This window comes from Sinorhizobium alkalisoli (assembly GCF_008932245.1).
GTDB lineage: Bacteria > Pseudomonadota > Alphaproteobacteria > Rhizobiales > Rhizobiaceae > Sinorhizobium > Sinorhizobium alkalisoli.
In genome coordinates, this window is the sequence record NZ_CP034909.1 from 3,615,396 (window position 1) to 3,633,966 (window position 18,571).

General features: G+C 62.5%; 20 protein-coding genes and 1 pseudogene. 9 read left to right on the top strand and 12 right to left on the bottom strand.

All coding sequences use genetic code 11. The features are described 5' to 3' along the window. Positions 1-6 precede the first annotated feature (6 nt). The 3 genes from EKH55_RS17220 to ybaK all read left to right on the top strand — a co-directional run bounded on the left by EKH55_RS17220 (position 7) and on the right by ybaK (position 1,543). Positions 7-642, top strand: coding sequence for a YitT family protein (locus EKH55_RS17220; RefSeq protein ID WP_069459824.1), 636 nt, complete (start codon positions 7-9; stop codon positions 640-642). A 70-nt stretch (positions 643-712) separates the two neighbouring features. Further along, on the top strand, positions 713-1,063 hold the full coding sequence (locus tag EKH55_RS17225) for an ArsC family reductase (RefSeq protein WP_069459823.1): 351 nt from the start codon (positions 713-715) through the stop codon (positions 1,061-1,063). A gap of 6 nt (positions 1,064-1,069) precedes the next feature. After that, a complete protein-coding gene (ybaK, locus tag EKH55_RS17230) occupies positions 1,070-1,543 on the top strand; it encodes a Cys-tRNA(Pro) deacylase (protein WP_069459822.1) in 474 nt (157 codons plus the stop codon). A 5-nt stretch (positions 1,544-1,548) separates the two neighbouring features. On the opposite strand, the gene EKH55_RS17235 is transcribed toward ybaK, so the two are convergent. After that, a complete protein-coding gene (locus EKH55_RS17235) occupies positions 1,549-1,995 on the bottom strand; it encodes a MarR family winged helix-turn-helix transcriptional regulator (protein WP_069459821.1) in 447 nt (148 codons plus the stop codon). An 80-nt stretch (positions 1,996-2,075) separates the two neighbouring features. Between EKH55_RS17235 and EKH55_RS17240 the strand changes: the two genes are divergently transcribed. After that, positions 2,076-2,762, top strand: a complete 687-nt coding sequence (locus EKH55_RS17240; protein ID WP_069459820.1) for a glutathione S-transferase family protein — start codon at positions 2,076-2,078, stop codon at positions 2,760-2,762. A gap of 320 nt (positions 2,763-3,082) precedes the next feature. On the opposite strand, the gene EKH55_RS17245 is transcribed toward EKH55_RS17240, so the two are convergent. Next, entirely contained in the window at positions 3,083-3,544 is a 462-nt protein-coding gene (locus EKH55_RS17245) for an Lrp/AsnC family transcriptional regulator (protein WP_069459819.1), read from the bottom strand. Between the two features lie 135 nt (positions 3,545-3,679). On the opposite strand from EKH55_RS17245, the gene EKH55_RS17250 reads away from it, so the two are divergent. Both EKH55_RS17250 and EKH55_RS17255 read left to right on the top strand, forming a co-directional pair. Then, complete coding sequence (locus EKH55_RS17250; RefSeq protein ID WP_069459818.1) at positions 3,680-4,594, top strand: DMT family transporter; 915 nt, start codon at positions 3,680-3,682, stop codon at positions 4,592-4,594. Beyond that, positions 4,591-4,896, top strand: coding sequence for an NIPSNAP family protein (locus tag EKH55_RS17255; protein WP_069459817.1), 306 nt, complete (start codon positions 4,591-4,593; stop codon positions 4,894-4,896). The genes EKH55_RS17250 and EKH55_RS17255 overlap by 4 nt, the downstream gene beginning before the upstream one ends. 8 nt (positions 4,897-4,904) lie before the next feature. On the opposite strand, the gene EKH55_RS17260 is transcribed toward EKH55_RS17255, so the two are convergent. Continuing rightward, positions 4,905-5,537, bottom strand: coding sequence for a LysE family translocator (locus EKH55_RS17260; protein WP_151611897.1), 633 nt, complete (start codon positions 5,535-5,537; stop codon positions 4,905-4,907). 168 nt (positions 5,538-5,705) lie between these two features. On the opposite strand from EKH55_RS17260, the pseudogene EKH55_RS17265 reads away from it, so the two are divergent. Both EKH55_RS17265 and cysK read left to right on the top strand, forming a co-directional pair. Next, positions 5,706-6,064, top strand: a pseudogene (locus EKH55_RS17265) (LysE family translocator); the annotation flags it as partial. Positions 6,065-6,217: 153 nt separating this feature from the next. After that, a complete protein-coding gene (gene cysK, locus EKH55_RS17270; protein WP_069459815.1) occupies positions 6,218-7,186 on the top strand; it encodes a cysteine synthase A in 969 nt (322 codons plus the stop codon). A gap of 283 nt (positions 7,187-7,469) precedes the next feature. Here the strand turns inward: cysK and EKH55_RS17275 are convergent, their stop codons facing one another. The 9 genes from EKH55_RS17275 to rsmI form a co-directional block, all read right to left on the bottom strand. After that, positions 7,470-9,002 (bottom strand): YifB family Mg chelatase-like AAA ATPase, encoded by a 1,533-nt coding sequence (locus tag EKH55_RS17275; protein WP_069459814.1) that lies wholly within the window; start codon positions 9,000-9,002, stop codon positions 7,470-7,472. A gap of 258 nt (positions 9,003-9,260) precedes the next feature. Next, complete coding sequence (gene gshB / locus EKH55_RS17280) at positions 9,261-10,208, bottom strand: glutathione synthase (protein WP_069459813.1); 948 nt, start codon at positions 10,206-10,208, stop codon at positions 9,261-9,263. A gap of 162 nt (positions 10,209-10,370) precedes the next feature. Beyond that, entirely contained in the window at positions 10,371-11,360 is a 990-nt protein-coding gene (locus tag EKH55_RS17285; RefSeq protein WP_069459812.1) for an endonuclease/exonuclease/phosphatase family protein, read from the bottom strand. Beyond that, the gene (gene ugpC / locus EKH55_RS17290; RefSeq protein WP_151611898.1) at positions 11,357-12,472 is read right to left on the bottom strand and encodes a sn-glycerol-3-phosphate ABC transporter ATP-binding protein UgpC; all 1,116 of its coding nucleotides are present in this window, start codon (positions 12,470-12,472) and stop codon (positions 11,357-11,359) included. The genes EKH55_RS17285 and ugpC overlap by 4 nt, the downstream gene beginning before the upstream one ends. Positions 12,473-12,531: 59 nt before the next feature. Next, the gene (ugpE, locus tag EKH55_RS17295; protein ID WP_151611899.1) at positions 12,532-13,374 is read right to left on the bottom strand and encodes a sn-glycerol-3-phosphate ABC transporter permease UgpE; all 843 of its coding nucleotides are present in this window, start codon (positions 13,372-13,374) and stop codon (positions 12,532-12,534) included. 10 nt (positions 13,375-13,384) lie between these two features. Continuing rightward, positions 13,385-14,380: an ABC transporter permease subunit gene (locus tag EKH55_RS17300; RefSeq protein WP_083265383.1), complete on the bottom strand. Its 996-nt coding sequence runs from the start codon at positions 14,378-14,380 to the stop codon at positions 13,385-13,387. Between the two features lie 5 nt (positions 14,381-14,385). Then, on the bottom strand, positions 14,386-15,684 hold the full coding sequence (locus EKH55_RS17305) for an extracellular solute-binding protein (protein ID WP_069459809.1): 1,299 nt from the start codon (positions 15,682-15,684) through the stop codon (positions 14,386-14,388). A 118-nt stretch (positions 15,685-15,802) separates the two neighbouring features. Continuing rightward, positions 15,803-16,171: a YraN family protein gene (locus tag EKH55_RS17310; protein ID WP_069459808.1), complete on the bottom strand. Its 369-nt coding sequence runs from the start codon at positions 16,169-16,171 to the stop codon at positions 15,803-15,805. Continuing rightward, entirely contained in the window at positions 16,161-17,030 is an 870-nt protein-coding gene (gene rsmI, locus EKH55_RS17315) for a 16S rRNA (cytidine(1402)-2'-O)-methyltransferase (RefSeq protein ID WP_245314691.1), read from the bottom strand. The genes EKH55_RS17310 and rsmI overlap by 11 nt, the downstream gene beginning before the upstream one ends. Before the next feature lie 333 nt (positions 17,031-17,363). On the opposite strand from rsmI, the gene dnaN reads away from it, so the two are divergent. Then, a complete protein-coding gene (dnaN, locus tag EKH55_RS17320; RefSeq protein WP_069459806.1) occupies positions 17,364-18,482 on the top strand; it encodes a DNA polymerase III subunit beta in 1,119 nt (372 codons plus the stop codon). Positions 18,483-18,571 lie beyond the last annotated feature (89 nt).

Sequence of the window (18,571 nt, forward strand, 5' to 3'; positions counted from 1 at the left end):
CTGAACATGAGATCCCTGGATAAGACAGCTATCGAGGCCCCGCCGGTGGACCGCCACCGGTTTTACGAGGATGTGCTCGCCATCGTGACCGGGGCGCTCGTCGTGTCGCTCGGGGTGGTGATCTACAGCAAGGCGGTGTTGCTGACCGGCAGCACCGCCGGGCTGGCGCTGCTCCTGCAATACGCCACCGGATCGAGTTTTTGGCTGATGTTCTCGCTCGTCAATCTGCCCTTCTACTTGCTGGCGATCAAGCGGCTCGGCTGGGTCTTCGCCCTCAGAACCTTTGCCGCCGTCAGTCTCGTCTCGCTTTTTTCCCGCCTGACCGCCGGATGGGTGGAGTTCGCCCGGGTCGATCCGGTCTACGCCACCATCGCCGGCGGCGCCCTGATGGGAATGGGCCTGCTCATCCTCTTCCGCCACCGCACCGGTCTCGGCGGCATCAACATCGTGGCGATCTACCTGCAGGAAAGATGCGGCATCCGCGCCGGCTATTTCCAGCTCGGCGTCGACCTGGCGATCCTCACGGCCGCCGCCTTCGTGCTGCCGCCGGCAAATCTCGCGCTCTCGATCATCGGCGCTACCGTGGTGAACCTCATGCTGGCGATCAACCACAAGCCCGGCCGCTATGTCGGCGTGACCTGAGAACGTGATGGCCTTTTCTCTTCGAGCGAGCGCGGCTATGTGTACGGCGCGCTGACACGGGGTTTTGACAATGACGGTTACGATTTTCGGCATTAAGAACTGCGATACGATGAAAAAAGCGCGAAGCTGGCTAGACGGCCGCGGGACTGCCTACCGGTTCCATGACTACAAGGCCGAGAGTATCGACCGCGCCCGCCTGGAACGCTGGTGTGCCGAGCTTGGCTGGGAAGCGGTGCTGAACCGCGCCGGCACGACCTTTCGCAAGCTCGACGACGCCGAGAAGCAGGAACTGACGGCGGAAAAGGCGATCGCGCTGATGCTGAAGCAGCCGTCGATGATCAAGCGGCCGGTGCTAGAGAACGGGAGCAAACTGGTCGTCGGCTTCAAGCCCGAACTCTACGAAGCCGAGTTCGGGGCGTAAGAGGCCATGTCGAAGACGACCCGGGCAACCCAAGCGCTCGCAAAGGCCGGCATCGCCTTCACCACGCACAGCTATGACTACCACCCTGGCGCCGAACGGGTCGGGCTGCAGGCGGCGGAAGCGCTCGGCGAGGATCCGTCGCGCGTCTTGAAGACGCTGATGGCGGAGGTGGACGGGAAGGCGGTCTGCTGTATCGTGCCCTCCGACGAGGAGGTCAGCATGAAGAAGCTCGCGGCCGCCTTCAGGGGCAAATCGGCAAACATGATGAAGCCCGCCGATGCCGAACGCCTCACCGGCTATCACGTTGGCGGCATCAGCCCCTTCGGTCAGCGGAAGATGGTTCCGACTGCGATCGAGGAAGCGGCGCTCGCCGAGCTGCTCGTCTACATCAATGGCGGTCAAAGGGGGTTGCAGGTGAGGCTTTCCCCGAAGGATGCGCAGGCCGTGCTGAAGGCGATTGCCGCTCCGCTGATCGCTTGATCGGCTCATTTGAAGCGCGATAGCAAGGCCGTCAGTTCGCGCGCCTCGTCCTCGCTCAGTCTGGCGCCGACATGTCGTTCGATCGACGGCGCATAGATCTGCCACATGCGCGCCCGCATCGCCCGGCCGTCTTCCGTGATCACGACCCACTGGCCGCGGCCGTCCTGGTCGAATGCTTCGCGACGCACCAATCCCTCTCTCTCCAGCCGGTCGATCAGCCGCGACAGATTGTACTGGGCCAGCAGCGTTCGGGTTTCGATCTCGAAAGGGCGCAAGCGGCCGTCGTCCGCCTTTACCAATTCCCAAAGCACGTCGTACCAGCCAAGCGGCGGCAGGCCGGCCCTCTTGAAATCCTTCTCGATCGCCGTGAGGAGGCGCTGCTGCGCCCGCATGAGGCCGATCCAGGCTTCTGTCGTGGCCATGGTCGGCATGGAAGTTTCTTCGTCCTGCATAGATGCATTTACATACATATTGACGGATCTTACAAGTCGGTTTAGATATATGCAATCGCATGTAAATCGGGAGACCGTTGATGACCGCACAATTGACCCTCATCAGTCACCATCTCTGCCCCTATGTGCAGCGGGCCGCGATCGCGCTGTCGGAGAAGGGCGTGGCTTTCGAGCGCGTCCATATCGATCTTGCCGACAAGCCCGACTGGTTCGTGGCGATCTCGCCACTCGCCAAGGTGCCGCTGCTGCGCGTGTCGCTGGAAAAGGGGGAGGCAGTCCTCTTCGAAAGCTCGGTGATCTGCGAATATCTGGAAGAGACCGCACCCGGAGCGAAACTGCATCCGTCGGACCCTTTGACGAGGGCACGCCATCGGGGCTGGATGGAGTTCGGCTCGTCCATTCTTTCCGATCTCTGGCTCTTTGAGACAACGCACGATACCGCTACGCTCGAAACCAAGCGTAAGGCGCTTCGATCCAAATTCGCGACCGTCGAGGCGGCACTCGGCGACGGGCCCTTTTTTTCTGGCGCCGATTTCAGTCTGGTCGACGCCGTCTTCGCTCCGGTTTTCCGCTACTTCGACGTGTTCGACCGCATCTCGGAGCATGGCATCTTCGACGGGCTGTCGCGCGTGCACTGCTGGCGTCGGGCGTTGTCCGCCCGGCCGAGCGTGGTAGCGGCGGTCACCGAGGATTACCCCGAACGACTGATGGCATTCCTGAAAAGGCACGATGCAGCCTTGCTCAAGACAGGAAAGATCGCCGCCTGAGTTCATGGGTGAAGGCAAAAGCTTCTGTTTTACGCGGAAGCGGTCTGATACCAAGTCTCGACGATAGGAACCGATAGGACCGGCTCGATCGGGCTGTCTGCCACTGCATGTCTTTGTCCTTAAATCGACCTCGATTAGAGGACAAAGACTTGCAGCAATTCAAAGTGCTACAGCCACCTTCGCGCGTCTTATAGCGTCTTATAAGACGCGCTGCGCTGTAGGAGAGGCTCGCAGGACGATGCTTCTGCATCCTCGGGTTAACCCGTGGATCAAGGGGTCTCGACGACGCCAGACAGCCCGGGAAGCCGGCCGCAGGTGGCCTATCGATTCCTATCACCGAGACTTGGTACAAGCGGCGGCAGGCGCCTCTTGACCGGCGTCGACTTGACAATCGAAGTATTGGTCTGCGCCTTTTCGGCGATGCGGTCGAGGATGGTGTCGAGGTCCCTCATATCGCGCACGAAGAGCTTGGCAATGAAGCAATCGTCCCCGGTGATCTTGTCGCATTCGACGATTTCCGGGGTTTCCTGGATCAGCCGCTCGACGATATGCAGCATGCCCGGCATCGGACGCACCCGCACGACCGCCTGCAAGGGATAGCCGAGGCGGGACGGATTCACGTTGACGGTAAAACCGTTGATCACGCCCCGCTCCTCGAGCTTGCGAAGCCTCTCGGCCGCGCTTGGCGATGAAAGCCCCGCATCCTGCGCGAGTTCCTTCAGTGAGACGCGGGCATTTTCGGCAAGAATCTCGAGAATGCGGCGGTCCAGATCGTCGAGCATGTTCACACCATTAGGAAGAGATACAGATTAACCTTACATTGTAAGGGGTTGTCGCATGTTCTCCTTCCATATTCCATATAGAATTCCCCAAGAGCTCATTATGCTCTCCCTCAATTCTGAAAAGGAGCCGGCATGATGGACAGGGACACGAGGCGCGGAAGCGTGGAAATGACGGCGGCGATGCTGATTTCGGGAACGATCGGTTGGTTCGTGCTGATGTCGGGTCAGCCGGTGGCTGGCGTCGTCTTCTGGCGCTGCGTCTTCGGGACAGCGACGCTCGCGGGGCTTGCGGTCGCGTTCGGCCTCGTCGACCTCCGCTATTTGCGGCTGCGGGTGATCGCCCTCTCCGTTGCCGGCGGCGTGGCGATCGTGGTGAACTGGTTGCTGCTCTTTGCGGCCTACCCCCGCGCTTCGATCTCGATCGCGACGATGGTCTACAACACGCAGCCTTTCATGCTGCTCGGGCTCGGCGCCCTCTTTCTTGGTGAAAGAATCACCGCGATGAAGCTTTTCTGGCTTTCAGTGTCCTTCGCCGGGATGATGGCGATCGTCTCCGCCAAGCCGGCGGGTTATTTCGAGCCCGCCAGCTATCTCGCCGGCATCGGACTCGCGCTTGCAGCCGCCTTTTTCTATGCCATTGCGGCGGTCGTCACCAAACTCCTCAAGGGCACACCGCCACAACTGATCGCATTGATCCAGGTGATCACGGGCGCCGTGATGCTGGCGCCCTTCGCGCTTGCCAACCCGCTGCCGCAAGACGCAATGCAGTGGACGCTGCTGATCGCCATCGGCGTCGTCCACACCGGCCTCATGTACATCCTGCTTTACGGGGCCATCCAGAAACTGCCGACGCATATGACCGGCGCCCTCTCCTTCATCTACCCGATCGCGGCGATTCTGGTCGATCGAGTGGCGTTCGGGCACGCATTGCAGCCCGTCCAGTTTGCTGGATCGGCGGCGATTCTCGTTGCTGCCGCGGGTACAAATCTCGGATGGAATTTCCGGTCCATCCCGCCTATCAGACTCGTACGCAAACGGAGCACTTCATGATCACCTGCTACCTGAAATACATCATCGATCCCTACAAGCTTGCCGACTTCGAACATTACGCCAAGCTCTGGATTCCACTGGTCAATCGGCTCGGCGGCACCCATCACGGCTACTTCCTCCCGCATGAGGGCGCGAACAACATCGCCCTTGCGCTCTTCAGCTTTCCCTCGCTTGCCGCATACGAGGCCTATCGCGAGAAGATGGCGGCGGATCCGGAATGCCAGGCGGCCTTCGTCTATGCCGAAGAGACCCGCTGCATCGTGCGCTACGAGCGCAGCTTCATGCGCCCTGTTTTCGCGTAGGCGTCGTTCTATCGACGAGCCTCGGCGGCCATGCTGACGGCCAAACCCGCAAGCACGGTGCTCATCAGCCAACGCTGCGCCAGCAGAAAGGAGGGGCGCCCGGCGAGGAAGGTGGCAATCGACCCGACCGCCACCGCGATCAAGGCGTTGACGGTGACGCTGATCACGATCTGCAGGCTGCCGAAGACGAGAGATTGCATGAGCACGTTGCCCGCGTCCGGGTGAATGAATTGCGGCAGCAGCGAAAGATAAAGCACTGCCACCTTCGGGTTGAGCAGGTTGGTGACGAACCCCATCACGAAAAGCCTGAGCGGCCCGTCCTCCGGCAGGTAGCGCAGTTGAAATGGCGAGCGGCCACCAGGCCTGACGACCTGCCATGCGAGATAGAGAAGATAGAGGGCGCCCGCGAAGCGCAGGGCATCATAGGCGAAAGGCACCGCCAGCAGCAGGGCGGTGATGCCGAGCGCGGCGAAGACCATGTAGAAGACGAAGCCAAGCGCGACGCCACCAAGCGAGACGAGGCCCGCCGCAGCTCCCTGGCAGATCGAACGAGAGATCAAGTAGATCATGTTCGGCCCTGGCGTCAGCACCATAACGAACGCGATCAAGGCAAAACCGACAAGGTTCTGGATTTCAGGCATGAGGCGGCCCTTCCACAATTTCCCGGAAGGTGTACGCCTGCCCAGGTCCGGGCAAGCTTGTTCTTGTCACCCGATCAATTAATTGCGAGAACGCTGCCCCCGCATTCAACCCGGATTTTCCTTCTCACTGCCTTGCGCTAGAAAGGCTGCCTGTCCGAAGAAACGCATATGACGCTCGCGACCCTTCTCGCCTACAGCGGCGCTCTCTTTTTCGCTGCGGCCATTCCCGGGCCCGGTGTGACGGCCATCGTGGCGCGGGCGCTCGGATCCGGTATTCGCGAAACATTTTTCATCGGCCTCGGCCTGATCCCCTGCGACATGTTCTACCTTACGGCCGTGGTACTCGGGCTCGCCTTCATCGCCCCGACCTTCACAACCGCTTTCCTCGTCGTCAAGATCGCCGGCGCGCGCTATCTCGTTCATATCGCCTGGAAACTCTTGACCGCCGGTCTTCTGCCCCGGAGGCAGAGGCGCGCAAATCGGCGAAAGCGGTCACATACTTTCTGTCGAGCCTGATGGTCACGCTCACCTGCGCCACCTGAAAAAAGATTTCTCAACCAGCGGCTCTATAACCGTTTTTTCCTTCGGCGGCGCGCATCCGAGGCGTTCCCGCTCTCGCATGACGCGCCCATTGTTCCTATTCTCGCATCAACCAATTTTTAACCCATGGGAGAACCGAAATGCCCGAACCGCGCAAGCCCGGCCGCGGCCGCATCTATTCCTCGATCACCGAAACGATCGGCGACACGCCGATCGTGCGGTTGGACAAGCTTGCTAGGGAGAAGGGGGTCAAGGCGAACCTGCTCGCAAAGCTTGAATTCTTCAACCCGATCGCCTCGGTCAAGGACCGGATCGGCGTCGCCATGGTGGAATCGCTGGAAGCCCAGGGCAAGATCGCGCCCGGCCGCACGACGCTCGTGGAGCCGACCTCAGGTAATACAGGCATCGCGCTTGCCTTCGTCGCCGCTGCCAAGGGCTACAGACTGATCCTGACCATGCCGGAGACGATGTCCATCGAGCGGCGCAAGATGTTGTCGCTGCTCGGCGCCGAGCTGGTGCTGACGGAAGGCGCCAAGGGCATGAAGGGCGCGATTGCGAAGGCACAGGAACTAGTCGAGACGCTGCCCGATGCCATCATACCGCAGCAGTTCGAGAACCCAGCCAATCCGGATATTCACCGCAAGACGACGGCCGAGGAAATCTGGAACGACACCGAGGGCGCGGTCGATATCCTGGTCTCCGGCATCGGCACCGGCGGCACCATCACCGGCGCCGGTCAGGTGTTGAAAGCACGCAAACCTTCAGTCCAGGTGATCGCGGTCGAGCCCGAAGAATCGCCGGTCCTTTCCGGCGGCGCGCCCGGACCGCACAAGATCCAGGGCATCGGCGCCGGCTTCGCGCCGGCGATCCTCGACACATCAATCTATGACGAGGTGATCACCGTCAACGCGGGCGAAGCCGTCGATGCCGCGCGCCTCGTCGCGAGTCTCGAAGGCGTGCCCGTCGGCATCTCCGCCGGTGCGGCGCTGCAGGCGGCGATCGAAGTCGGGCGGCGCGAAGGGAACGCCGGCAAGACAATCGTCGTCATCATCCCGTCCTTCGCCGAACGTTATCTCTCGACGGTGCTGTTCGACGGGTTAGGGGCGTAGGTCGAGCCCGCTTTCCATTGTTTTGTTTCCGATGACTTGAAAGGGCGCCGCCCGGCGCCCTTCTTACATCCGCCGCAACCATCAATCGCAATCTCGCCGGGCAATGGTCATTCGATGAAGGCCGCGGTTTGCGAGCGGTCAATTTAGGCTTTTTACGCACTCGTGGCTGTCGAAGCACCAAGCGTCGCTGCACCGCAGACTTGCTTGGCTTCTGCCCAAGCTTTCCTGCTTGTTTGCCGCAGATGCTCATCGGAAGCCGTGCGGCACCTTCTTCGAAACTTGCTTAGGCCGCGACCGGCAACCGCTCGCCGACAACGCGGTAGGAGATCGCCTCGGCGAGGTGGATGCGGCCTACCCTTGGCGCCCCGTCGAGATCGGCAAGCGTGCGTGCGACCTTCAGGACGCGATGGTAGCCGCGCGCCGAAAACTTCATCTTTTCCGCCGCATCCCGCAGGAGCTGCAAGCCCCCCGCATCCGGCTCGGCGATCTTCTCGATCATCGCCGTCGATGCACGGGCATTGCTCGTCAGCTGCGGATGGCCGAGGGCCATGAAGCGGTCCCTCTGCAGTTCACGGGCGCGGGCAACGCGCCTGGCGACGTCCGCGCTCGCCTCGGCCGTCACCGGGCGGATGAGGTCGGCAGCGCTGACGGCGGGCACGTCGATGCGGATGTCGATGCGGTCCATCAGCGGTCCGGATATCCGTGCCTGGTAATCGGCCATGCAGCGCGGACCGCGGGCGCAACTATGTCCGGACTCGCCGGCCATGCCGCAGCGGCAGGGATTCATGGCGGCGACAAGCTGGATCGCCGCCGGATAGCTGACGCGGTGGTTGGCGCGGGCGATCACGCATTCGGCCGTTTCGAGCGGCTGGCGTAGCGCGTCGAGCACCTGCGGTGGAAACTCCGGAAATTCGTCGAGGAAGAGCACGCCGTGATGGGCGAGCGACGCCTCGCCGGGCTTTGCCTTGATCCCGCCGCCGATCAACGCCGCCATGGTGGCCGAATGGTGCGGCGCGCGGAACGGCCTCCGGTCGGAGAGCTTTCCGCCCGCCAGTTGCCCGGCGATCGAGTGAACCATCGAGACTTCGAGCAGTTCGGCCGGCGACAGCGGCGGCAGGATGGAGGGAAGGCGTGCCGCCAGCATCGACTTGCCGGAGCCGGGCGGGCCGACCATCAGGAGATTATGGTTGCCGGCGGCCGCCACCTCCAGCGCCCGCTTCGCGCTTTCCTGGCCTTTGATGTCGGCGAGGTCCGGCAGGTTGGCGGCGGTCGCCCGCACAGAGGGTTCCGGACGGGAGATAACCTGCGTGCCCCGGAAATGGTTGGCGATGGCGATCAGGCTGCGCGGCGCGAGGATGTCGATCTCCGATCCCGCCCAGGCGGCCTCCGGTCCACTTTCGGCGGGGCAGATCAGCCCCTTGCCGAGCGCATTGGCCCCGATCGCCGCCGGCAGCGCTCCCGCTACGGGCGCGATCGTGCCGTCGAGGTTGAGTTCGCCGATGACGACATAGCCGGAAAGCGCATCCGCCGGGACCGCTCCGAGCGCCGCCATCAGCCCGAGCGCGATGGCGAGGTCGAAGTGACTGCCCTCCTTCGGCAGGTCGGCCGGCGCCAGATTCACCGTGACCCGCTTGGCCGGCAGCGCCAGGCCGGATGCGTGAAGCGCCGCCTGCACGCGCTCGCGGCTTTCGGCAACGGCCTTGTCAGGCAGGCCGACGATCTGCATGCCGACCTTGCCCGGCGCGACCATCACCTGAACGTCGACCGGAACGCCCTCGATTCCTTGAAATGCCACCGTGCTGACGCGCGCGACCATGATGCCCCCTTCGCCCGGCGCGCTTCCACCGCTACAACCGGCGCCGGTACCAGCATCAATCTTGCACGGCACGCGCTCAAAAACAAGAACAATAATAGAACATATCTATGGAGAGCCCTCCTGCATGTCTCCTTTAATCGACCGCGATTAGAGGCAAGACATGCAGCAATTCAAAGTGCTACAGCGACCCTTTGAGCGTCTAAGACGCGCGGCGCTGTAGGAGCAGGCCCGAGCGACACGCCCCGCTCGGCGGAGCGATCAGCGGCGCTTCTTCTCGATCGCGTCCCAGAGCAGGCTTGCGACGTCGGCCCCTCCGAAGCGCTTGACCTCACGGATCCCCGTCGGCGACGTGACGTTGATCTCGGTCATGTAGTCGCCGATCACGTCGATGCCGACGAAGAGGAAGCCGCGCTGTTTGAGCGCCGGTCCGATACGGGCGCAGATTTCCCGCTCGCGTGCCGTAAGCTCCGTCGCCTCGGCGCGGCCGCCGACATGCATGTTCGAACGGGCATCGTGCTCGGCCGGGACGCGGTTGATGGCACCGACCGGTTCGCCATCGACGAGCAGGATGCGCTTGTCGCCCTTTCTTACGGACGGCAGGTATTCCTGGGCGATGAAGGGCTCACGGAACATCTGCCCGAACATTTCGAGCAGCGAGGAGAGATTGCGATCGTCGCGCGCGGAATGGAAGACGCCGGCACCACCATTGCCGTAGAGGGGCTTCAGGATGATGTCGCCCATTTCCTGGCGAAAGCGGGCGATCTCTCCCGGGTCGCGGGTGATCAGCGTCTTCGGCATCAGATCGGGAAATTCGGTAACGAAGATCTTCTCCGGCGAATTGCGCACCCAGGCCGGATCGTTGACGACGAGCGTCTTCGGATGCAGCCGTTCGAGCAGATGCGTCGAGGTGATATAGGCCATGTCGAAGGGCGGATCCTGGCGAAGCAGGATGACGTCCATGTCCGAAAGATCGATCCGCTCCGGCTCGCCGAGCGTGAAGTGATCGCCCTTCACGTCGCGCAGCGTCATCTGCTGCGCCGTCGCATAGACTTCGCCGTCGCGCAGCGACAGCCGGTCGGGCGTATAGTGGAACAGTCGATAGCCGCGGGCCTGCGCCTCGAGGCTCATGGCAAAGGTCGAATCGCCCGCAATGGTGATGCCCGAAACATGGTCCATCTGGACCCCGACATTGACGATTCTTGCCATCTTACCGTTCCTGGTTGGACCTGACCGCATCGATCCCACTACGAGATCGCTGCGGGCGAAATCATTCAGCGATTCAAAGTGCTGCGGCGACCTTGCTCCCCGTGCGCCACAGAGCCCGCAACATGTAGAATGCGCAAGGCGCCCAGGCAAGGAGGCGAAAGATTATTCGAACCCCTCGACGACGCAGGTGATGAGGTCGTGGTCGGACAGCGGACGACCGGATGCATCCAGCGAGGGAATGATGCGGCTTTCGCCGATCCTCAGACCCCGGGCAAGAAACCAATCGAGCTTCATGGCGCGCTTCGGCCAGCGCGTGATCAGGCTCCGCCGCGTCGTCATCTGGTCGATAGGGCCGCCATGGCGGCTGAAGCCGCGCGCGGCGCTCATTGCGAAAAGCCCTTCGGCCTCGAAATCGCCGCCGATATGATTGCCGGTGTTGAGGTCGCCGCCGATCAGGACGGGGAGCGCCGGAAAGGCCGCATCCAGCTGATCGATCAGGTCCTTCACCTGCCGCTCGCGGTAGGCGGCGGTCGTCGCGCTTTCGAGATGGGTGGAGACGGCGACGAAGAGGCCTGCCTCGGTCTCGATGACGGCGCCGACGGCCATACGCTCGCCGAGGCGCGGCTGCTCGCCGCCATCCATGTACCAGAGGCGCTCACCCCAGAGTCGAATCATGAAGGGCCGGCGAAGCTGAATCGACGTCAGCAGCGCGTTGCCGTGAAAACCCTTCTCATTGAAATCGTCCTGGCAGAATTCGCGCTCGCTGTCGGCCCCGAGGTCAAGTTCGACGAACTCGACCCCATAGGCATATTGCATGCCGAGCGTCGCCGCGACCTCGGCCGTCGTGTGGCACTGGCCCGTGCGGGCCATACCGTTGTCCATTTCGGAAAGCATCACCAGCGATGCGCCGGTCGCGCCAAGCTGTTCGGCGCTTTCTTGCGGAAAGAGACAGCGCTCGAGGTTCCAGGCCGCGACGGAGAAGGGAAAGGCCAGCCGCCCGTCCAACGCAGCGCCGCTGATTTCGATCCTGTTCATCGCTTCGATGCCCGCCATGGCCGCATCATGGGCGGCTATGCTGTGCTCCATGCGGAGAACATCGTCGCGGCTCTGCTGCGATGGGATGGCGAGCGTCGATACGGTCTCTTCGATCACAATGCGGGCTCCAGATTGACGGTTTCCTGGCGAGCGGGCGCAACACCCGTGACCGGCTGGCGAGGGAGCCGCTTGCCGGTCTCCGCCGAGAAAAAATGCAGGCGTTCGCTGGATATGGTGATTGTGAGCTCATCTGCAAGCGGCGCTTCCGGCGCGAGTGCCGCGGTCAGTGCCTGCGCCCCGATCTTGCCGTGGACAAGCCGCTGCGCTCCCAGTTCCTCGACATAGTCGACGCGGAAGACAAACGCCTGCTCGCCGAGCGCTGCCGGGCGCAGATCCTCGGCCCTGAGGCCGACGGTGACCGCACCCTCGGCCGGCGCCGCATGGCCGAGTTCGAGCACATGCGTGCCGAGACGTAATCGGCCGCCCTCCAGCACAGCCTGGACGAGGTTCATGGCAGGCGAGCCGATGAAGCTCGCGACGAAGGTGGAGGCGGGCGCGTGATAGACGTCGAGCGGCCGGCCGATCTGCTCGATCCGGCCGCCGTTCAGCACGACCAGCCGGTCGGCGAGCGTCATCGCCTCCAGTTGATCATGGGTGACGTAGAGCGAGGTCGTGCCGAGCCGCTTCTGCAGCCGCTTGATCTCGCCGCGCATGGAGACGCGCAGTTTGGCGTCGAGATTCGACAGCGGCTCGTCGAAAAGGAAGGCGGCGGGCTTGCGGACGATCGCCCGGCCCATAGCGACGCGCTGGCGCTGGCCGCCGGAAAGGGCGCGCGGCTTGCGGTCAAGATAGGGCTCGATTTCCAGCATGCGCGCTGCCTCTGCGACACGCGCATCGATCTCCGCCCTCGGCGTCTTGCGGTTCCTCAGGCCGTAGGCAAGGTTCTCGTAGACGGTCATGTGCGGATAAAGCGCATAGTTCTGAAAGACCATGGCAATGTCCCGCTCGGCGGGATCTATGTCGTTGACGACCCGCGCGCCGATTTTCACCGCGCCCTTCGAGATCGTCTCCAGCCCCGCGACCATGCGCAGAAGCGTGGACTTGCCGCAGCCCGATGGACCAACGAAGACGATGAACTCACCGTCCTCGATGTCGATCGAAACGGACTTCACGGCTTCGACGCCGCCCGCGTAGATTTTCGAGACCTCTGCGATGTCGATCGCCGCCATAGGCTGCCTCCGTTGATGCGTTTGGGAATGCGGAGCGCGCCCGCGCCCCGCTTCGTTTGCTATTTGTCGCTCTCGGTCAGCCCCTTTACGAACCAGCGCTGGAAGATCACCACGACCATCACCGGCGGCAGCATGGCGAGGATCGCCAGCGCAAGAGCCTCGTTATAGTCGGGGATCTGGGAGCCGACCCAGACGAGCAGGATCTGCTTGATGCCCCGCACCAGCGTGAAGAAGCCCTCGTCCGTCGTCATCAGTGTCGGCCAGAGATACTGGTTCCAGCCATAGACGAACATGATGATGAAGATCGCCGCCATCATGGTGCGAGAGAGCGGCACCAGCACGTCGATGAAGAATTTAAACGGTCCGGCGCCGTCGATGCGCGCCGCCTCGAGGAGTTCGTCCGGCACCGACTTGAAGAACTGGCGGAAATAGAAGGTGCCTGTCGCGGATGCCAGGAGCGGCACGACCAGCCCCGTATAGGTGTTGGTCAGCTTCAGCATGTTCATCACCTCGTAGGAGGGCAGGATTCGAACCTCGAGCGGCAGAAGCAATGTCGTGAAGATCACCCAGAAGAAAAACGTCGCAAGCGGGAAACGAAAATAGACGATCGCGTAGGCAGCGAGCATCGAGAGCACGATCTTGCCGACCGCGAAGCCGAGACCGAGGATCATCGAGTTCATCACCATGTTGAAGCCGGTGATCTTGCCGGTGAAGCCGCCTTGGCGGGTCAGCACCGTCCCGTAGGTCTCGGCGAAATGGCCGCCCCAGTTGAGGCTCAGCCCGTTGCGATGGATCTCCGCCGCCTCGTGGGTCGAGGTCATGAAGGCGACCACGACAGGAGCCACCATGATGAAGACGCCGATCAGCAGAATGACGTGGTCGAGAATCCGGGTGCGATGCATCGGCGCCACCTCAATTGTAATGCACGCGCCGCTCGATGAAGCGGAACTGGAAAATGGTGAGTACGAAGACGATCACCATGAGGATCACCGACTGTGCCGACGAGCCGCCGAGGTCGTTGCCGCGGAAACCGTCCATATAGACCTTATAGACGAGGGTGATCGGGTTGTTGGCGGCCTTGTCCTTCACCATGACGTCGATGACGCCGAAGGTGTCGAAGAGCGCATAGGTGATGTTGATGATCAGCAGGAAGAAGGCGGTCGGCGCCAAAAGCGGCAGGATGATCGTCCAGAACCGGCGCAGCCCCGAACGGCAATCGATCGCCGCCGCCTCGCGCACGGAAACCGGAATCCCCTGCAGACCTGAGAGAAAGAAGATGAAGTTGTAGGGAATCTGCTTCCAGACCGAGACGACGATCATCGCAAAGGCGGTATCGCCGAAGTCGAGCCCGACCTTGATATCCCAGCCGAACCAGCAGGCGATTTCGACGATGGGGCCTATATGCTGGTCGAAGAACATCATGCCGATCAGGCCTGCGACCGGCGGCGCGATCGCATAGACCCAGATCAGCAGCGTCTTGTAGGCGGCATTGCCGCGGATGACGCCATCGGCCTTGACGGCGAGCAAGAGCCCGACCGATAGCGCAAAGAAGGTGACGAGCGCGGTGAAGATGGCGGTGAACCGCGCGATCCCGCGGTATTCGACGGACTTCAGCACGTCCGTGTAATTCGAGAGGCCGACGAAGGTGGAGCTGAAGCCGAAGGGATCCTCGAGGTAGAAGGACGATTGAATCGCCTGCACCGAAGGCCAATAGAAGAAGATGAAGATGATCGCGAGCTGCGGCGCCAGGAAGAGATAGGGCAGGCAGCGCGATGTGAATCGTACGCGCTTGGCGGACGTCTCGCCCCTTTCCGCCTTGCCGCCAAAGAGCCGGAGGGCACCGAAACGATGCCCTCCAATGCCGGCCCCTCCGCGCGACGCGGAGAGGCCTTCGGTTTCAGCCGCCATCGAAATCAGCCTGCCGTCTTGGCGAAACGGGCGAGCAGTTCGTTGCCTTCGCGCTCGATCGTCTCAAGCGCATCCTTGACGGTCGTTTCGCCCGCGAAGATGCGACCATATTCGCGCTCCATGATCTCGCGGATCTGCGGGTAGAAGCCGAGGCGGTAGCCCTTGGACCATTCGCCGGCCGGCAGCAGGAGCTGCTTGATGCCGACTTCGGCGACCGGCGTCTGCTGATAGTAGCCGTCCTTTTCGGCAAGCTCGTACGCAGCCTTGGTGATGGCGACGTAGCCGGTAGACTTGTGATAGAAATACTGGATCTCCGGCGAAGTCAGGAACTGGAAGAAATCCGCCACGCACTTGTTCTCTTCATCCGACTTGCCGGACATGGCAAAGAGTGCCGCGCCGCCAATGAAGGAGTTGGTGCCGGCGCCCTCGATCGAACCCCAATAGGGCAGGAAGGTCGCGGAGAAGGGCGTGGTGGCCGTCTTCTGCAGACCGCCGAAGGAACCGGAAGAGCCGATCCAGAAGGCGGCCTTGCCCTCTTCGAAGACCTTCTGGTTGTCGGCCCAACCGGCGCCGTAGAAGGCGAAGTAGCCCTCATCCTTCCAGGCCTTCAGTTTCTCGAACATCATCTGGAGCTTTGGGTCCGTCACCTTCAGCTTGGTATCGACGACGCTGTCATAGCCATTGTGGTTGCTGGCGAACTGGATGTTATTGCGCGAGAAGAAGTTCTCGGTGAACTGCCAGGTAAGCTGCGACTGGATGAGGGGGATGTAGCCGGCTTCCTTCAGCTTCGGAGCGATGGCCTCGAATTCTTCCCAGGTCTTCGGCGCTTCGACGCCGGCCTTCTTCAGGGCCTCATCGTTGATATACATGATCGGGGCCGAGGAGTTGAACGGCATGCCCACGAACTTGCCGTCGCTGTCGGCGTAGAAATAGCGAACGCCGTCGATGAAGGCGTCGCGGTCGAAGCCGTAGCCGGCCTTGGTGATCAGATCTTCCGCCGGGATGATGGCGCCCTTGGCGTTGATGATGGTCGCGGCACCCGCATCGAAGACCTGCAGGATGTTCGGCTGCTCGCCGGAACGGAACGCCGCGATGCCGGAAGCGAGCGCCTCTTCATAGGTGCCCTTGCTGACCGGGGTCAGCATGCAGGCGCTCTGGGACGCGTTGAACTTCTGGGCGACTTCGTTGATCACCTCGCCATTGCGTCCGGCCATGCCGTGCCACCAGGTGATGTTGGTCGCGGCCAGCGACGTCGTTGCGGAAAATGTGAAGGTTACGGCTGCAAGCAAAGCTTTCCTGATCATGTCCCCTGTCCTCTCCACCGTGGTTGTGGTTTGCAGTGGACTAGTGGCCTTCTATGACAGGCCGGTAATGCTTCTGTGACGGAACGATTACATTTTCCCAATCGGTCAAAAACGTCCGTCAAAAGGCATCGGGCAGATGCCGCGGCCAGCGCCATGGCAAGACGGCGATGATATCGTAGCGTACCGACAGGCGGTGGAAATCGGGCTGGCTCGAAAGCCAGAGATCGCTTGCAGCCCTGATGCGCCGTTGAGACGAAGCGGAGACGGCGAAGACCGCGCCGTCGAACGTCGTCCTCGCCTTCACCTCGACAATAGCCACGAGTTCGCCGCGCCGGGCGATGATGTCGATCTCGCCGAGCCTGGTGCGGTGACGCATGGCCACGATGCGGTAGCCCTTCAGCATCAGGCAGAGCGCGGCGCGATATTCGGCAAGAAGCCCACGCTTCAGCGCCTTCAACTTCCGGGCGTCCGGCCGCTCAGCCTTCATTGCTTTCCTTGAGGCTCAGGAGCCGGTCGTAGAGCCCCTTGCGCGGCAGGCCCGTTCGGCGGGCGGCTTCCGTCGCGGCCTTGCCCATCGGCATGGCACGGGCGAGTTCGCGCAAGAGTGCATCGACGTCCGGCTCTTGCGGAGCAGGCTTGTCATCGGGCGGTCCGATGACCAGCACGATCTCGCCCTTCACCCCCGCCGTCTGGTCATAGAAGACCTTGAGTTCGCCGAGGGTGCCGCGGCGAAACTCCTCGAAGACCTTGGTCAGTTCGCGGCAGACCGCCGCCTTTCTCTCCGCCCCAAGCACTTCGGCAGCCGCGGCGACCGTCGCGGCGATACGGTGCGGCGATTCGAAGAAGATGAGCGTCGCCGGTGCTTCGCCAAGTTCCGCCAGCCGCTCGCGGCGGGCCTTGTCTTTCACGGGCAGGAACCCGGCGAAGAGAAAGGCGGCGCTTGGTAGGCCGGAGCCGACTAGCGCGGCGAGAGGTGCGGAGGGTCCCGGGATCGGAACGACACGGTGACCGGCTTCGATCGCAAGCTGCGCCAGCCGGTAGCCGGGATCGGAAACGAGCGGCGTGCCGGCATCGGAGACGAGCGCCACCGACTTGCCTGCGGCGAGCGCCGAAAGGAGCCGCGGCCCGGCCTCTGCTGCGTTGTGCTCATGGTACGGCATCGGCCGGTTGACGATGCCGTAGCGGTCGAGCAGCACCCGCGTAACCCGCGTATCCTCGCAGGCGAGCAGGTCAGCCCCGGCGATCGTCTCCAGCGCCCGAACCGTGATGTCGGCGAGATTGCCGATCGGCGTCGCCACCAGATAAAGCGCCGGTTCCAGCGGGCGCGCCGGAACGGTCGCGTTCATCAGGCGAAAGCTGCGCTGCCTCTCCCTCTCCGCCGTCTCGTCTGCTTGCTGCTTTTCCAATGGCCGCTTCCCGATCCTGCCGGCCCGATTATTCCCGATCGCCGGTTCGCACCCTTTATGAGTGAGCGCAATGCACAGGGCAAGGCCGCAGGGTGGCGGCGGTCGCATGCACTGGGATGCACTGGGGAAACTGCCCGCGAAACCCCTTGCTTTCGTGGTTCTTTTTCTGCCATTTTGCCCCTCCACATCATTCCGGCCGGCCGGCCGGGGCACGCAGTTGACGCCGCGGCGGGCGCCTCGTCCGTCCGGCAATGGTTGAAAGCGGTAGCATCCATGCGCATTACTCTCGAGCGGTCCAATCTTCTGAAATCGCTGAACCATGTCCACCGCGTGGTCGAACGGCGAAACACGATCCCGATCCTCTCGAACGTCCTGTTGCGCTCGGATGGTGCGAGCCTCGAAATGAAGGCCACCGACCTCGACCTGGAAATCACCGAGGCGACGCCTGCCCAGGTGGAGCAGCCGGGCGCCACCACGGTTCCGGCCCACCTGCTCTACGATATCGTCCGCAAGCTGCCGGATGGATCGGAAGTGCTCTTGGCAACCAACGCCGAGGGTACGGCGATGACGGTCGCCTCCGGCCGCTCGAAGTTCTCGCTGCAATGCCTGCCGCAATCGGACTTTCCGGACCTGACCGCCGGCAGCTTCTCGCATTCCTTCCGCCTGAAGGCGACCGACCTCAAGATGCTGATCGACCGGACGCAGTTCGCGATCTCGACCGAGGAGACCCGTTATTACTTGAACGGCATCTTCATTCACACGGTCGAGAACAAAGGCGAGCTGAAGCTGCGCGCGGTTGCCACCGACGGGCATCGCCTCGCCCGCGCCGACGTTGAAGCGCCGGCGGGCTCGGAGGGCATGCCCGGTATCATCATTCCGCGCAAGACGGTCAGCGAATTGCAGAAGCTGCTCGACAATCCCGACGTGGTGGTGACGGTCGAAGTCTCTGATGCGAAAATCCGGCTGACGATCGCCTCGATCATCATGACGTCGAAGCTGATCGATGGGACCTTCCCCGACTATCAGCGCGTCATCCCGGCGAACAACGACAAGGAGCTGCGTGTCGATTGCCAGTCCTTCGCCCAGGCCGTCGACCGCGTGTCGACGATCTCCTCGGAGCGCGGCCGCGCCGTGAAACTGGCGCTCAATGATGGCCAGATGACGCTGACCGTCAACAATCCAGACTCGGGCAGCGCCACAGAAGAATTGCCTGTCGGCTATGAAGGCGATCCTCTCGAGATCGGATTCAACGCAAAATATCTGCTCGACATTACGTCCCAGCTCACCGGCAACGACGCGGTGTTCATGCTGGCAGATCCTGGTTCGCCGACGCTGGTGCGCGATCTTGCCGGCGACGACGCACTCTATGTGCTGATGCCAATGCGAGTTTGAAAACTAAGGAAGCCCCGCAATGGAGCCCGCCCTGCTTTCGCACGGCGGGTTTTTTCATGTCCCTTCGTCGCGCTGCTGCCGATTCTCAT

What these genes read in the sequence shown, in the direction of transcription:
- EKH55_RS17250 (WP_069459818.1), top strand. Translation starts at nt 3,680, where the DNA reads ATGGACAGGGACACGAGGCGCGGAAGCGTGGAAATGACGGCGGCGATG.
- rsmI (WP_245314691.1), bottom strand. Translation starts at nt 17,030, where the DNA reads ATGAACGCGACCGTTCCGGCGCGCCCGCTGGAACCGGCGCTTTATCTG.
- cysK (WP_069459815.1), top strand. Translation starts at nt 6,218, where the DNA reads ATGCCCGAACCGCGCAAGCCCGGCCGCGGCCGCATCTATTCCTCGATC.
- EKH55_RS17245 (WP_069459819.1), bottom strand. Translation starts at nt 3,544, where the DNA reads ATGCTCGACGATCTGGACCGCCGCATTCTCGAGATTCTTGCCGAAAAT.
- EKH55_RS17220 (WP_069459824.1), top strand. Translation starts at nt 7, where the DNA reads ATGAGATCCCTGGATAAGACAGCTATCGAGGCCCCGCCGGTGGACCGC.
- EKH55_RS17305 (WP_069459809.1), bottom strand. Translation starts at nt 15,684, where the DNA reads ATGATCAGGAAAGCTTTGCTTGCAGCCGTAACCTTCACATTTTCCGCA.
- EKH55_RS17260 (WP_151611897.1), bottom strand. Translation starts at nt 5,537, where the DNA reads ATGCCTGAAATCCAGAACCTTGTCGGTTTTGCCTTGATCGCGTTCGTT.
- EKH55_RS17300 (WP_083265383.1), bottom strand. Translation starts at nt 14,380, where the DNA reads ATGGCGGCTGAAACCGAAGGCCTCTCCGCGTCGCGCGGAGGGGCCGGC.
- ugpC (WP_151611898.1), bottom strand. Translation starts at nt 12,472, where the DNA reads ATGGCGGCGATCGACATCGCAGAGGTCTCGAAAATCTACGCGGGCGGC.
- EKH55_RS17275 (WP_069459814.1), bottom strand. Translation starts at nt 9,002, where the DNA reads ATGGTCGCGCGCGTCAGCACGGTGGCATTTCAAGGAATCGAGGGCGTT.
- EKH55_RS17255 (WP_069459817.1), top strand. Translation starts at nt 4,591, where the DNA reads ATGATCACCTGCTACCTGAAATACATCATCGATCCCTACAAGCTTGCC.
- ybaK (WP_069459822.1), top strand. Translation starts at nt 1,070, where the DNA reads ATGTCGAAGACGACCCGGGCAACCCAAGCGCTCGCAAAGGCCGGCATC.
- EKH55_RS17225 (WP_069459823.1), top strand. Translation starts at nt 713, where the DNA reads ATGACGGTTACGATTTTCGGCATTAAGAACTGCGATACGATGAAAAAA.
- gshB (WP_069459813.1), bottom strand. Translation starts at nt 10,208, where the DNA reads ATGGCAAGAATCGTCAATGTCGGGGTCCAGATGGACCATGTTTCGGGC.
- EKH55_RS17240 (WP_069459820.1), top strand. Translation starts at nt 2,076, where the DNA reads ATGACCGCACAATTGACCCTCATCAGTCACCATCTCTGCCCCTATGTG.
- dnaN (WP_069459806.1), top strand. Translation starts at nt 17,364, where the DNA reads ATGCGCATTACTCTCGAGCGGTCCAATCTTCTGAAATCGCTGAACCAT.
- EKH55_RS17235 (WP_069459821.1), bottom strand. Translation starts at nt 1,995, where the DNA reads ATGCAGGACGAAGAAACTTCCATGCCGACCATGGCCACGACAGAAGCC.
- EKH55_RS17310 (WP_069459808.1), bottom strand. Translation starts at nt 16,171, where the DNA reads ATGAAGGCTGAGCGGCCGGACGCCCGGAAGTTGAAGGCGCTGAAGCGT.
- ugpE (WP_151611899.1), bottom strand. Translation starts at nt 13,374, where the DNA reads ATGCATCGCACCCGGATTCTCGACCACGTCATTCTGCTGATCGGCGTC.